Raw genomic sequence first — 14,838 nt, 5'->3', positions numbered from 1 at the left:
AGGGCAGGCGCGCTCGCATACAAAAACAAATCGCCCGCTAGCGCAGATTGTTAAAGTTCCACGTCAGCGTCAGGCTGTAACGCCAGTCGCGATTGTTGCTGTCGGTGGGCACATCGCCCACCGGTTTTGCCGCCTCGACGCTAACGCTGTAGTGGCGGTTATCGCCCACCATTATTCCGGTGGCGATGGAACCCAGACGCTGATGTGGCAAACCAGGCTGGTTAAACCAGGTTTGCGCGGTGTCCGCCAGCACGTACGGCTGGACGGTGGCAAGCCAGGTGCTGTTTTTTCGCATGTGCAAATAGCGCAATTCGACCTGTCCGCCGTAGCCGTAATCCCCGCTGGCTTCGCTGTCCTGATAGCCACGCCCGAAGCGCTGTGCACCGAAATTCACCCGCTCCGGCTCCGGTAAATCATTGTTCGACCAGTCGCCTTCCCACGACGTCGACAGCTTCCATTTCTCGCTCATCATCCACGCCGCGTCCAGATAGCCCTTCCATAAGGTGAAATTGAGATCGGTAAACTGCGCAGGTGAGGCGTCTGCGCCTAAACCGTCAATCCCCTGACGAACCGTCAGACGGCTGCTGATGCTGGTTGTGGTGAACGCGCGCAGACCGTTGATGCCCAGTTCCAGCGCCGGATAACGAATGTGCTGATGCTGCGCGTCGAGATCATATTTTTGCCCCGCCAGTTGCGCCTGCAGGTCGTAATCGTCACGTTTGTCGGTGTAATCCATTCCCCCGGTGAGGTTGAGCTGGGTTTTGCTGGTGAGGATCAGCGGATAGCCAAAGCTCACACCGCCGTTGTACTGCGTCGATTTTTGCCGGGCGTTAATCGAGATGTCATTTGGCAGATACAGCAGCGGCGTGAAATCCCGCGGGTTTTCACGGTAGTAACTCCCTTTGAGCTGCATGGTCAGCCCTTCATCATTGAGAAACTGCTGCCAGTTCAGGCCGAGATAGGTTTTGCGCGTGTCCTTATCGAGCGGGATCAACGTTGCGATGCCAAGCTGATCGCCGTAGCTCGTCAGATTGCTCAGCGTGCCGTTGACCAGGGCCAGATTCTGCCCTTTTCGGGTGTCGAGCGTGGACGACAGATCCCAGATGTGCGGCTGCATCCCCGTAACCTGCATCGCCGCCGCGCCATAAATGTTCTTCGGTAGCTGCGCATTGGCATCTACGGGTACGTCCGGCGTACGGGTCATCAGTTGGCTGTAACGGTCGAAGGTGTCCTGGGTCAGCGGTTTTTCCGTCATGATTTTTTCTGCCAGCCGTTGCAGGCGTGCAGCGACGTCGGGGTTATTGCTTTTGATGTCGCTGTGGGCGACGTAGCCTTCAACCAGCACGATGCGGATATTGCCGCCCTGAAAGTTGTTGTCCGGCAGCCACGCGTAAGAGAGCGGGTAACCATCGGCTTTGTAGCGGGCGGTAATGTCATTCACCAGGCCGATCAGCGTTTTCAGTGGCACCGTTTTTTGCGCGTAGGGCCGAAAGGGCTGCAATAACGATTTCAGCGGATAAATCGTGCCGCCAATAAACTGGATATGGTTGACCGGAATCGGCGTGTCGGGCGTCAGTTTTGACTCCGGCCTTTGCACCGTGACCGTTGGTGCAGGCTGTGCGGGCGCAGAGGGCGCAATGTCGCGCGAGGCTTTCGCCGGGTTAGTGGGATCGATAATCGCAGGTAAGGTATCGGCGCGGGCGAGGCTCAGCAGCAGCAGCCCGGGCAGCGCGTAGTAAAGTTGCTGTTTCATGGTGCTATCCCTGTTCTTAGTCCCGTCTGCGCGGGTCGTCACTGCTGTGAAATGTGCCCCCTTTGCGGGGGCACAGAAGGTCATGCGTTAATGCTGTTTTGGTTTAAGGATCCCACTGACCAGCGTATTCAGCCCGCCGAGTGGATTGGTGTTGGCACTGCTCTGACTGGTACTGGCATTGGCGGTAACGCCAGCGGTCAAATTGTTGACCGTGGTGTTCACATTTGCCGCAAGGCTGTTGTTATCCGCTGTGACCGTGGCGTTGGCGGCGACATTCCCGCCTGCGTTACCGGTTGATGCTGCGGTAGGTTTCACCAGACCGCCGGTGTCGGTGACCGTCTGGCCGACGTTTTGCACTACCTGGCCCAGGCCATTCAGACCGGCATTACTGCCGCTGACGTTAGTGCCTACCTGGCTCACCGTGGTACCCACTTGAGTCAGCAGACCGTTAACCGGCGTACCGAGCCCGGTGGTGGTGCCGACCTGCTGCGTCAGGCCCTGCACGCCGCCGAGAGTTTTATCGACAGTCGTGGTCGCACCGGTGGTGACTTTGGTGACGCCCTGACTGTCGACCACGTTGGTTAACCCGTTTCCGGTGTTGCTTACCAGTTGGCCGGTGCTGTTAACTACGTTGCCTGCCACGCCGGTAACGCCGCCGAGCGGTGTGCCGGAGGTGGTGCTGGCCAGATTGGTGCCGACGGTGGAAACGGTGTCCCCCAATCCGGTGACGGTGGTGGTGACGCCTTTGGTCGTCGTGCCGAGACCGTTAGCGTTAGTCGGATCACCGATACCGGTGGTGACGCCGGTGCCGACGGTTGAAACCGCGCTCCCCACGCCGCTGACGGTGGTTGAAACCGTTGAGGTGACCGGATTATCGGTAGGAAGCTGGCTACCGAGGCTGTCGACGGTGGTGCCCACGGCGGTCACGGTTTTGCCGGTGTCACTGAGGACATTATTCAGCGCGGCCGTTGAGGTACCTCCGCCGGTGCCTGTGCCGCCACCGGTTCCCCCGCCACCATTGCCGTTACCTGTTCCGGTGCCGCCATCGCCTGTCCCTCCACCGCCGGAACCGGTTCCGCCAGTCCCTGACCCGCCGCCTCCGGAGCCGGTTCCACCGCTGCCAGAACCTCCGCCGCCGTTATTGGCCGTTGAGCCGCCACCGCTGCCGTCATCGGAACCCGATCCGCTGCTGCCGGTGGTGGGATGATTTTTAGCGGTTGAATGCGAACCGCCGCCGCTGCCGCTACAGGCAGAAAGTGAAAACGCGAGCAGTACCGCCACTGCGATAACACTTAAGTGGCTAACGTTATTCGAGGCCATAACAAGACTCCACTGATGTAAACGCCGGGCGGCGTATTAATCAGTGTATGTTGAAAATAACGGGCCGCTCGGGTTCTCGGCGCGCCATTATCAACGGGAAACATGGCTTTTATATTTTATCGGCAGGGTAAAATGAAAGACGAATTTATAGACAAGATAAAACAGAAGGTTAACGTCAATGTTATATTTAAGCTGCGCTACACTATGTGGTTTTGAATAAAGCTCAAATTAAATAAGGTGTTTATTTAAGAGTTTTCTTACCCGGAAGGTTTTCGCGCTGTTTAAGGAATATATTCTTAATTACCGATGCCGATCACAGAAAATTTTGGCCCCGAGTTTTCAGGGCCAATATTATTTAACAGCCGCTTTCCTGCCAGGCTTTTTCTATTTCCTCGGCAAGTATTTTGACCCCCGCTTCGATTTTCTCCGGGTCCGGCACGTAATTCATGCGCATACACTGGTGCGTATGTGGCCACGGCTTATCGAGTCCCGGGAAGAAGAAGTCGCCAGGCACCATCAGTACGCCGCGCTTTTTCAGGCGCTGGTACAAAATTTCAGTGGTAATCGGCAGGTCTTTAAACCACAGCCACAGGAAAATAGCGCCTTCTGGCTTGTGGATCAGGCAGCGTTCTTCCGGCAAATAACGGCGAATAGTAGCAATCGTTTCGTGAACGCGCTGGTAGTAGAACGGTTTGATGACCGTTTCTGACAGGCGCAGCAGGTCTTTGCGTTGGATCATTTCGCACATCATCGCCGGGCCAATGCCGCCAGGGGAGAGGCTGATGATGCCGTTCATATTACTGATTGCGCTGATGATTTTTTCATTGGCAATAATGATGCCGCAGCGACTGCCCGGCAGGCCGAGCTTCGACAGGCTCATGCACAGCACGATGTTCGGGTTCCACAGCGGTCGCGCTTCGCTAAAGATAATGCCCGGGAACGGCACGCCGTAAGCGTTATCAATGACCAGCGGAATACCGTGCTGATTGGCCAGCGCATCGAGTTTCAACAGCTCTTCATCAGTGATGACGTTGCCCGTCGGGTTGGTCGGGCGCGAAACGCAGATCATCCCAGTTTCGTCGGTCACGCGGAGGTGCTCGAAATCAACGTGATACTTAAACTGGCCTTCTGGCAGCAGCTCGATATTCGGTCGCGCGGAGACAAACAGGTCTTCTTCAAGGCCAGAATCGGCATAACCAATGTATTCCGGCGTCAGCGGGAACAGGACTTTGCGGGTGGTTCCATCGGCACGACGGCCAGCGAAGAGGTTAAACAAGTAGAAAAATGCGCTCTGGCTGCCATTGGTCAGTGCAATATTCTGTGGTCCGATATCCCAGCCGAGCTCTTCACGCAGCATGGTCGACAGGGCGGCCAGCAGTTCGGTTTTGCCCTGCGGGCCATCATAGTTACACAGCGCTTCAGTGGCTTTGCCGCTTTCCAGCATGTCTGCCAGCAGATTCTGGAAGTAGTCGTTCATCTCCGGAATTTGTGCCGGGTTGCCGCCGCCAAGCATGATGGCGCCTGGCGTGCGCAGGCCATCGTTGAGATCTTCCATCAGGCGGGTGATACCGGAATGACGGGTGAATTTGTCGCCGAAAAGTGAAAAAGTCATATGCAGGTGTTCTGTCGGTCTTCTGGGTAGGGGCTAACCATAACCCCTGTGCCAGCGCGGTGCAAACGGGTGAAACATTTCTGGTTTGGTGATTTATTCTGCATTTAATATCCGTTCCGGATGAAAACACTATTTGTCGCGCAGGGAGTTAGCCCGTCAGGGTTTTGCCGCCCACACCACCATCACTTTATCACCGTCATGTTCGCGCACGAAACCGTAGCCTTGAGGTAATGTGAGCGTGGTTTGGCGTCCCGCACCAATGGCCGGATGGCGGGCGCGGAACTGGCCAAGTTTCTGCCAATGGGCGACGGTGGCGGCTTCTTTCCCGGTGATATCCTGCCAGTTCATATCTGAGCGCGTGCCCTGCAACGGATCGGAGCCGGTAGGGCCAAACGGGCGGGCAGATTCGTCACCGTAAAATATCTGTACCGCACCCGGGGTGAGCAACAACAGTTCGGCGCCTTCACTGCCACCCTCGCGGAACAATCGCGTGTCATGGGAGGAGAGATAGCTCAGCACGTTGAAGTTCTGCAATTTGTCAGCCATTTGCTGCCAGGTGGGGTCGATGTTGGCGAGGCAATTCACCGCTTTCGCCGCCTGGTCCTGATAATCGAAATTAATCATCGCGTCGAAGCCGTGCTGATAATACGTACTCTGCATCACGCCGTGGCCCCAGGCTTCGCCGGTCATCCAGAATGCGCCATCATCCGGAGATTTACCCGGATTCGCCTTCTTCCACGCCGCCAGCGCTTCGGTGGCCTGCGTTTTTAGCTGCTGCCAGGCCGGGAGTTCAACGTGTTTTGCGGTATCAATCCGGAAACCGTCGATGCCGTAATCCCGCACCCATTGGCTCAGCCAGTGCGTCAGGTAGTCACGCGGTGTGTAGCCCGCAATGGCCCTGGCTGCGGTATCCGGTTTGTGCTGATAAAACACCGGCAGGCCAGAAACGGTTGTGGATTCGGTTTTGAGATCCGGCAGGAAGGCCAGCGACATCGTTAAATCGTCAAAGCCGGGGTTGTCGTAGTCGCCAATATCGGTGCGGACCCACTGCTTGCCCCACCATTTTGCCCACGCCGTTTTATCGCTAAAGTTGATGTAATCATTAAAACTGTGCCAGGTCTGGCCTGGACCGGGTTTCCAGTCGGTCCAGTGCTCGCCGAGGGTTTTCTTCAGCGCATCGCCCTGCAAATAGAGTGCGCCAAACTGATACGCTTGCATATCGGCCAGCGTGGCATAACCGGTGTGGTTCATCACCACGTCAAACAGAATGCGGATGCCGCGCCTGTGGGCTTCGTCTACCAGACGACGCAGGTCGTCCTCGTTACCCATGTTGGCGTCGAGTTTTGTCCAGTCCTGCGGGTAATAGCCGTGATAGGCGTAGTGCGGGAAATCTCCTTTGGTGCCGCCCCCGACCCAGCCGTGAATTTGCTCCAGCGGCGAGCTAATCCACAGCGCATTGACCCCGAGCTGCTGTAGATAATCGAGTTTACTGGTCAGCCCCTGCAAATCGCCGCCGTGAAATGTGCCGATCTCCTGCAAACCATCGCTATGGCGACCGTAACTGTGGTCGTTACCCGGATTGCCGTTCACATAGCGGTCGGTCAATACGAAATAGACCGTGGCGTTATGCCAGTCAAAAGCAGCGGGCTGCTGGGTTTGCGCATTTTCCAGCAGCAGCAGGCCATTGCTACCGTTAGCAGGCTGCATAGTGATTTTTCCGTCTTTCACCGCCGCGGTTTTCCCACTGTAAAAATCGCGGACCGTGCTGCCTTCTGCGAAGATCTTGCTGACATCCAGTGTGAGCGGTTTACCGTCCCAGCGTGGGCACTGGTGCACTTCCACATTCGCGGTTGCCGCAGCCTCAGTTTTGACGCTCAACATCAGCGTTGGCGTGCCTGAGCGGGTATCCACCGCCAGCGTATACTCGCCGTCGCGGAACAGCCGCCACTGCGGGGCATCGCCGTGGCAGGGTTCAAGCGACAGCATTTCATTCAGTTTTATCGCCGAAGCGGGCTGCCAGCACTGTTGGTCAAGATGCAACGTCAATGGATGTGTACCCTTCGTCAGCGTTTTCTGACTGACAAACGTCCCGCTGCCTTCAGGTTTGAACGCAGGGAATTCCGGGGCGGTCCAGCCTGCGAAGGCGGCTCCGGGCAGCAGAAGTAATACAACAGCGGCAAGTTTCATGGCGTTCACCTGAAAACAGTTTTTGTGCATTTTGCCAGTTGCCACGGCGTTATCCCTCCTCCTGAACGGGCATTCCAGGGGAGGACGTCGCAGGGTGAGTGATCCGCCTCTAATGAGAACAGGAATTTCTGCGATTAAGCTTTGAATTTCAGACTTATGAATCGAAAGAATGCCCTTCGTGCAGAACCTCGTTTAGGAATTTGCTTATATCATAGGGTGCGCTGCTGGGGTATTTTTGATATCATTCGCGATTCATTTCGCAGTTATATGCATAATTCAAGGTGTTGGAATGTTTATATCCGACCAGGAGACCTAATGATATCGACTCCCATTCGACGATATGGGGCCGCGATACTCATGTTACTCACCGGTGTATTTTCGGGTGGGGTGCTGGCAACAACGCACACAGCAACAACGAGTCACAAAGCCCCGGTAATAAAGACAAGTAGTAGTACCAAGGTAAGCAGTAAACAAGAGTATTCTCGCAATAGTGCAAAGAGTAGTTCACTTCCTGATTTGCGAAAATACCCTTCCGGAACACCTCGTAAAAAAGCGTTTCTCCGGACCGTAATGCCTTATATTACCAGTCAAAATGCAGCAATCACCGCCGATCGTAACTGGCTTGTTTCTAAACAGTACGATGGCCGCTGGTCGCCGACAGAGCGCTCGCGCCTGAAAGGTATTACTCAGCGCTACAAAATCAGTTGGTCCGGGAATACGCGTAAAATTCCATGGAACTCGCTGCTTGAGCGCGTGGATATCATTCCTGGCAGCATGGTTGCGACCATGGCCGCAGCAGAAAGCGGTTGGGGCACCTCGAAACTCGCACGTAACAACAACAATCTGTTCGGCATGAAGTGTGGCCGTGGCAAATGCGCGGGTAAGGTGAAAGGCTACTCGCACTTTGACACCGTCAAAGAGTCTGTTGAAGCGTATGTGGTGAACCTGAACACGCATCCGGCTTATAAGTCATTCCGTAAGTCCCGTGCGCAGCTGCGTAAAACGGACCAGGAAGTGACGGCCAGCGCGATGATCCACAAGCTGAAAGGTTATTCGACCCGCGGGTCGAGCTACAACAACTTCTTGTTCAGCATGTACCAGGATAATCAGCGTCTGATTGCCGCTCACATGTAATCACGCTCTGCCTGATACCACTAAAAGCGCCTTCCATCGGAAGGCGTTTTTGTTTTCAGCGCCGGCTACACCAGCGCTTCGCCGAAGCGTTCGCGATATTCTTTGGGCGTGGTGTCGTATTCCTTTTTAAACACCGAATAGAAATATTGTAGCGACGGATAGCCGCACATCTGCGAGATCTCGTTGATGGATAAGGATGTCGACACCAGCAGGCTGCGCGCTTTTTCCAGCTTCTCGCTGTGAATAACGGCGTGAATGGTTTCGCCCACTTCCTCTTTAAAGCGTTTCTCCAGATTGGAACGCGAAATCCCCACCGCATCCAGCACCTGTTCCACCTTAATGCCCTTGCAGGCGTTATTGCGGATGTAGTGCATCGCCTGAATCACCGCCGGATCGTCGAGAGAACGATAATCCGTGGAGCGCCGCTCAATTACACGCACCGGCGGGACCAGCAGGCGTTGCAGCGGCAGCTCTTCGTTATCCAGCAGACGGTGCAGCAGTTTGGCGGCCTGATAGCCCATCTGGCGCGTGCCCTGCGCCACGGAGGAGAGCGCCACGCGAGACAGATAGCGCGTCAGCTCTTCGTTATCGATCCCAATCACACACAGCTTTTCCGGCACCGGAATATGCAGATGTTCGCAGGCTTGTAAGATGTGACGCGCACGGGCGTCGGTCACGGCGATAATCCCGGTTTGCGGCGGCAGCGTTTGCAGCCAGTCGGCCAGCCGATTTTGCGCATGCTGCCAGTTATCCGGCGCGGTTTCCTGGCCCTGATACACCACACCGCGGTATTTCTCTTTCGCCACAATCTGGCAAAACGCATGCTCGCGCTCGACGGCCCAGCGCTTGCCGCTGGAGGAGGGCAGGCCGTAAAAAGCAAAGCGATGAACGCCTTTTTCCTTCAGATGTAAAAACGCGCTTTCTACCAGGGCATGGTTATCCGTCGCGATATAGTGAACCGGAGGATAGTGCTCCGGACGATGATACGAACCGCCAACGCCGACGATAGGCACTTCAACATCGCCGAGCAGGGCTTCGATTATCGGATCGTCAAAGTCGGCGATAACGCCGTCACCGAGACATTCCTTTATGTTTTCAATGCGGGCGCGAAAATCCTCTTCGATAAAAATATCCCATTCCGACTGGGACGCCTGCAAGTACTCGCCCACGCCTTCCACAACCTGACGGTCATAGGCTTTGTTGGCGTTGAATAACAGCGTGACCCGGTGGCGCTTTTCAAACATGTTTTGCTTTCCTGAAGAAACAAGGATGGCGAGACCCGAAAGTGTCGCCATCGTAGCGGAAATTGCCGCGATCAGGCCCGCCGCTTAGTGGCAGAATCCATCCACACCGCCAGCAGCAAAATGGCGCCCTTAACGATATATTGCCAGAAAGTTGGCACGTCCATCATGCTCATTCCGTTATCCAGCGCTGACATGATAAATGCCCCCATGACTGCGCCCGCTACGCTGCCCACGCCGCCTGCGAGGCTGGTGCCGCCAATCACACAGGCGGCGATGGCGTCGAGTTCGGCGATGTTCCCGGCGGATGGAGAACCGGCCCCCAGGCGCGAGCTCAAAATAAGCCCGGCAATGGCCACCATCAGGCCGTTAATCGCGAAGACCGCGAGTTTGGTGCGTTCCACGTTAATGCCTGACAACCGGGCGGCTTCCAGATTACCGCCGATGGCATAAATGCGACGGCCAAACGCCGTACGGGTGGCCATAAACATGCCTGCCAGCAACAGCAGGGCGAGGATCAGCACTGGCGTCGGCACGCCGCGATAATCGTTCAGCATCCAGACCGCGCCGAGGGCAATCACCGCAGTAATAGCCTGACGCCCCACCACGCGCGTGGATGCAGGGTTAGTCAGCTCGAGCGCCTGGCGACGCATACGCCCGCGCCATTGCCAGGCGACGAACACGAACAGGCCCAGCACACCAATGACAAAGCCAATGCCGTCGGGCAGATAGCTCTGACCGATTTGCGACATCGCCAGGCTGGTGGGTGAAACTGTGGTACCGTTGGTGATGCCAATCAGGATGCCGCGAAACGCCAGCATCCCGGCCAGGGTGACGATAAACGACGGGACTTTCCGGTAAGCCACCCACCATCCGTTCCAGGCCCCTAATACCAGCCCCAGCACCAGCGTGACCACAATCGTTAACGGCAGCGGCCAGCCGAGCCAGACGTCGAAAATGGCCGCCACACCGCCCAGCAGGCCCATCATCGAGCCGACCGACAAATCGATTTCTGCGGAGATAATGACGAACACCATCCCGACCGCCAGAATGCCGGTGATAGCGGTCTGGCGCAGCAGGTTCGAGACGTTACGCGCGCTGAGATACGATCCGTCTGTGGTCCAGGTGAAGAACAGCATGATCGCCACGATCGCCGCGATCATCACAAACACCTGCAAATTGAGTTTTTTCAGCCCGGCGAAGGCGGCGGGCCTTTGCGCGTCGAGCTTCAGTTCAGACGGCGTGTTTTTCGACATGACGCTCACTCCTCAGGGCCGCTTCCATTACTTTTTCCTGCGTCAGTTGATGGTTGACCAGGTCCGCTTTCAGTTTGCCTTCGTGCATCACCAGCACGCGGTCGCTCAGGCCAAGCACTTCCGGCAGTTCGGAAGAGATGACAATGACCGCGATGCCCTGCTGCACCAGTTGATTAATCAGTTTGTAGATTTCGTATTTCGCGCCGATATCAATGCCGCGCGTCGGTTCATCAAGGATCAGAATGCGAGGATTGAGCAGCAGGCAGCGGGCAAGAATCGCCTTTTGCTGATTGCCGCCGCTGAGCCTGCCAATGGCCAGCTCGGGGGATGAGGTTTTCACTTTCAGCCGTGAGATCGATTGCAGAATGCAGTTCTGCTCTGCGGCGTCGTCCAGCGAGCTGAGCGGCCCGGAGAACTGATTCAACGCCGCCAGCGTGATGTTTTTCCCGACCGACATCATTGGCACAATGCCGTCTTTCTTGCGGTCTTCCGGAACCATCGCGATGCCGTGGGCTATCGCCTGCTGGCAGTTCTCAATGTTCACCGCTTTGCCGTCGATAAACACGCTACCTTCCCAGCGTCCGCGCCAGACGCCAAACAGACACTGGACTGCTTCGGTGCGCCCGGCTCCGACCAGCCCCGCGATACCGAGAATTTCCCCGCGTCGCAACGAGAAGGAGATGTCATTCACTCGCTTGATATGACGATTGACCGGATGCCAGGCGGTGAGGTGTTCTACCCGCAGGATTTCCTCGCCGGGCATGTGCGGCTCGTTGGGATACAGCGCCGTCAGTTCGCGGCCCACCATCATGGTGATGATGTCGTCTTCGCTCATGCCTTTTGCGTCGCGGGTGCCGATGTGCTGCCCATCGCGGATCACGCAAATGGTGTCGGAAATAGCCTTCACTTCATTGAGCTTGTGCGAAATATAGATACAGGCGATGTCATGATTTTGCAGATCGCGAATGATGTTCAGCAGAATCGCCGTTTCCTGTTCGGTCAGCGAGGCGGTTGGTTCATCCAGAATCAGCAGGCGTACCTGCTTGTTCAGCGCTTTGGCGATTTCCACCAGTTGCTGTTGCCCGAGGCCTAAATCGCCGACGCGGGTGTCGGGCGAAATGGCGAGGCTCACCTGCGCGAGAAGTTTTTCGCAGCGCAGCGTCATCTGGTCGTAATCGAGAATGCCGTGGCGGGTGATTTCAGCGCCCAGAAAGATGTTTTCCAGCACCGTCAGATGCTTAACCAGTGCCAGCTCCTGATGAATAATGGCAATGCCCCGACGTTCGGTATCGCGAATCTGCGCGGCGTGCACCGGTTCTCCGGCAAAGACGATTTCACCGTCGTAGGTACCGTGAGGATAAATTCCGCACAGCACTTTCATCAGCGTCGATTTGCCTGAGCCATTCTCGCCGCACAGAGAAACCACTTCCCCGGCGTTCAACCGCAGACTGACATTATCAACGGCTTTTACCGCTCCGAAGGCTTTGGTAATACTCTTCATTTCAAGTAAATAAGGCATGGCGACTCCACGTAGCGTTCCACGTAAAAAGAAAATGCCCCTCGTGAAAGGGGCGCGCGGAATTACAGCTCGCTCTTCTTGTGGAAGCCGTCTTTAATCACGGTCTGGTCGATATTGGTCTTATTGACTTCAATCGGCGTGAGCAGACGCGCAGGCACGTCTTTCAGCCCGTTATTGAGCGTGGTGTCAGATTTCGGCTGCTGGCCGTTGCCGAGCTCAACCGCGATTTCAGCGGCAGTGTTGGCAAGTTGGGTGATAGGTTTATAAACCGTCATCGTCTGGGTGCCCGCGATAATGCGTTTCACCCCGGCGAGGTCAGCATCCTGACCGGAAATGGCGACTTTCCCCGCCAGCCCCTGTGCGCTCAGCGCCTGAATCGCGCCCCCAGCGGTGGCATCATTCGAGGCCACTACAGCGTCAATCTTGTTATTGTTGGCGGTCAGCGCGTTTTCCATAATTTTCAGCGCATTTTCAGGCAACCAGCCGTCGGCCCACTGATCGCCCACCACTTTAATTTTGCCGTCGTCGATGAACGGTTTCAGGACTTTCATCTGCCCGGCGCGGAACAGCTTCGCGTTGTTATCCACCGGTGAACCGCCCATCAGGAAGTAGTTCCCGGTCGGCACTTTGTCGACCAGGCTCTGGGCCTGCATTTCACCGACTTTTTCATTATCAAAGGAAATATAGAAATCAATATCGGCGTTATTAATCATGCGGTCATAGGCCAGGACTTTAATGCCCTCCTGTTTCGCTTCTTTAATAACGTTACTTAACACTTGGCCGTTATAAGGAATAATAACAAGCACATCCACGCCGCGGTTGATCATATTTTCAATCTGCGACATTTGTGTTTCTTCATTACCATTTGCGGATTGTACAAAGACTTTTGCGCCTAATGATTCGGCTTTATGAACAAATATGTCGCGATCTTTTTGCCAGCGTTCAAGACGCAGGTCGTCGATAGCCATTCCGATTTTTACTTCTTTGGCGATGCCCGCGAAACTGGTCAGCAGTAGCGAGGCACACAGCGTGAGGCAAAGGTTCTTTATCTTCATTATGCAGGGCCTTTTGTAAGTGTAGGAGGTGCAGAGATTGGCGATAAAAGAAACAAATACGATGGATACGCTGCAAATTTTTAGCACGGGTAGGATTAATGGCAATTACAGATTTTTATCTTCTGATTATGATATTTGGTTTATTTTCTAATTTATGACCGTGATCTGATTTTAAATCGTTTCAGCTATTTGTTGCATTGTTGTTCTGGAGCAGGGCCGAAAAATGCTGCTTCACCCTAATTATTTTGCGAGCCAGCGCACGTTTGTGCATTCTCTTAATCGCAGTGTGAAATAACGTAATTGAGCAACCGCGAAACAGGTAACAGTATTACGGCACAACCTGGTATTCGCCGCGTCAAATGGAGTTCAATTATGCAAGCTTATTTCGACCAACTCGACAGAGTCCGTTACGAAGGCCCGAAAACGCAAAATCCGCTGGCCTTCCGCCACTACAACCCGGACGAGCTGGTGCTCGGCAAACGCATGGAAGACCACCTGCGTTTTGCGGCGTGCTACTGGCACACCTTCTGCTGGAACGGCGCCGACATGTTCGGCGTGGGCTCGTTTGATCGTCCATGGCAGCAGCCGGGCGAAGCGCTGGCGCTGGCAAAACGCAAAGCCGACGTGGCGTTTGAGTTCTTCCACAAGCTGAACGTGCCGTATTACTGCTTCCACGATGTGGACGTTTCCCCGGAAGGCGCGTCGCTGAAAGAGTACCTGAACAACGTTGCGCAGATGGTCGATGTGCTGGCAGAAAAACAGCAGCAGACCGGCGTGAAACTGCTGTGGGGCACCGCAAACTGCTTCACTCACCCGCGTTATGGCGCCGGTGCGGCCACCAACCCGGACCCGGAAGTGTTCAGCTGGGCGGCCACGCAGGTGGTGACCGCGATGAACGCGACGCATCAGCTGGGTGGTGAAAACTATGTGCTGTGGGGCGGTCGTGAAGGGTATGAATCCTTGCTGAATACCGACCTGCGTCAGGAGCGTGAGCAAATTGGCCGCTTCATGCAGATGGTCGTTGAGCATAAACACAAAATCGGTTTCCGCGGCACGCTGCTTATCGAGCCGAAACCGCAGGAGCCGACCAAGCATCAGTACGATTACGATGCCTCCACCGTGTACGGCTTCCTCAAGCAGTTCGGGCTGGAAAAAGAGATCAAGCTGAATATCGAAGCCAACCACGCCACGCTTGCGGGTCATTCGTTCCATCATGAAATTGCGACCGCCATTGCGCTAGGCCTGTTCGGTTCCGTCGATGCCAACCGCGGTGACCCGCAGCTCGGCTGGGATACCGATCAGTTCCCGAACAGCGTGGAAGAAAACGCGCTGGTGATGTATGAAATTATCAAGGCGGGTGGCTTCACCACCGGCGGCCTGAACTTTGATGCCAAAGTGCGACGTCAGAGCACCGATAAATATGACCTGTTCTACGGTCACATTGGTGCGATGGACACCATGGCGTTGGCGCTGAAAGTGGCGGCACGCATGATTGAAGACGGCGAGCTGGATAAACGTGTCGCGCGTCGCTATGCAGGCTGGAATGGTGAGCTGGGGCAGCAGATCCTGAAAGGCCAGATGTCGCTGACCGACATTGCGAAGTACGCTGAACAGCATAACCTGGCGCCGCAGCATCAGAGCGGGCATCAGGAACTGCTGGAAAATCTGGTCAATCATTACCTGTTTGATAAATAAGATTTTATATTCAGGAATGACGGTGTATCACGACGCCAGGCCCGGTAAGCAATCGCGCCGCCGGGC

The 14,838-nt window shown here is 55.5% G+C and carries 10 protein-coding genes; 2 read left to right on the top strand and 8 right to left on the bottom strand.

Features of this window, described 5'->3' with window-relative positions; genetic code table 11:
• Window positions 1-37: 37 nt before the first annotated feature.
• The 4 genes from MUU47_RS14290 to MUU47_RS14275 form a co-directional block, all read right to left on the bottom strand.
• A complete protein-coding gene (locus MUU47_RS14290; RefSeq protein ID WP_258988843.1) occupies window positions 38-1,753 on the bottom strand; it encodes a ShlB/FhaC/HecB family hemolysin secretion/activation protein in 1,716 nt (571 codons plus the stop codon).
• Window positions 1,754-1,840: 87 nt separating this feature from the next.
• On the bottom strand, window positions 1,841-3,073 hold the full coding sequence (locus MUU47_RS14285) for a collagen-like triple helix repeat-containing protein (protein WP_258988841.1): 1,233 nt from the start codon (window positions 3,071-3,073) through the stop codon (window positions 1,841-1,843).
• 355 nt (window positions 3,074-3,428) lie between these two features.
• Window positions 3,429-4,685, bottom strand: coding sequence for a valine--pyruvate transaminase (gene avtA / locus MUU47_RS14280; protein WP_133461572.1), 1,257 nt, complete (start codon window positions 4,683-4,685; stop codon window positions 3,429-3,431).
• A gap of 156 nt (window positions 4,686-4,841) precedes the next feature.
• Entirely contained in the window at window positions 4,842-6,872 is a 2,031-nt protein-coding gene (locus tag MUU47_RS14275) for an alpha-amylase (protein WP_258988839.1), read from the bottom strand.
• A gap of 315 nt (window positions 6,873-7,187) precedes the next feature.
• On the opposite strand from MUU47_RS14275, the gene MUU47_RS14270 reads away from it, so the two are divergent.
• The gene (locus tag MUU47_RS14270) at window positions 7,188-8,006 is read left to right on the top strand and encodes a protein bax (RefSeq protein WP_258988838.1); all 819 of its coding nucleotides are present in this window, start codon (window positions 7,188-7,190) and stop codon (window positions 8,004-8,006) included.
• A 65-nt stretch (window positions 8,007-8,071) separates the two neighbouring features.
• Here the strand turns inward: MUU47_RS14270 and xylR are convergent, their stop codons facing one another.
• From xylR to xylF, 4 genes are all read right to left on the bottom strand, one after another.
• The gene (xylR, locus tag MUU47_RS14265; RefSeq protein ID WP_159757216.1) at window positions 8,072-9,250 is read right to left on the bottom strand and encodes a D-xylose utilization transcriptional activator XylR; all 1,179 of its coding nucleotides are present in this window, start codon (window positions 9,248-9,250) and stop codon (window positions 8,072-8,074) included.
• 71 nt (window positions 9,251-9,321) lie between these two features.
• On the bottom strand, window positions 9,322-10,503 hold the full coding sequence (gene xylH / locus MUU47_RS14260) for a xylose ABC transporter permease XylH (protein ID WP_258988837.1): 1,182 nt from the start codon (window positions 10,501-10,503) through the stop codon (window positions 9,322-9,324).
• Window positions 10,481-12,022: a xylose ABC transporter ATP-binding protein gene (locus MUU47_RS14255; protein WP_258988834.1), complete on the bottom strand. Its 1,542-nt coding sequence runs from the start codon at window positions 12,020-12,022 to the stop codon at window positions 10,481-10,483. The genes xylH and MUU47_RS14255 overlap by 23 nt, the downstream gene beginning before the upstream one ends.
• Window positions 12,023-12,084: 62 nt before the next feature.
• Window positions 12,085-13,077 carry a D-xylose ABC transporter substrate-binding protein gene (gene xylF / locus MUU47_RS14250; protein ID WP_258988832.1) on the bottom strand — a complete coding sequence of 331 codons (993 nt, stop codon included), beginning with the start codon at window positions 13,075-13,077 and terminating at the stop codon, window positions 12,085-12,087.
• Window positions 13,078-13,449: 372 nt separating this feature from the next.
• On the opposite strand from xylF, the gene xylA reads away from it, so the two are divergent.
• Entirely contained in the window at window positions 13,450-14,772 is a 1,323-nt protein-coding gene (gene xylA, locus MUU47_RS14245) for a xylose isomerase (RefSeq protein ID WP_258988829.1), read from the top strand.
• Window positions 14,773-14,838 lie beyond the last annotated feature (66 nt).

Origin of the sequence: Scandinavium hiltneri, assembly GCF_024764835.1 — a bacterium.
Classification (GTDB): Bacteria; Pseudomonadota; Gammaproteobacteria; order Enterobacterales; family Enterobacteriaceae; genus Scandinavium; species Scandinavium hiltneri.
Note: the sequence above shows the minus strand (reverse complement) of the source record. Positions and strands in the feature narration are given on the sequence as shown.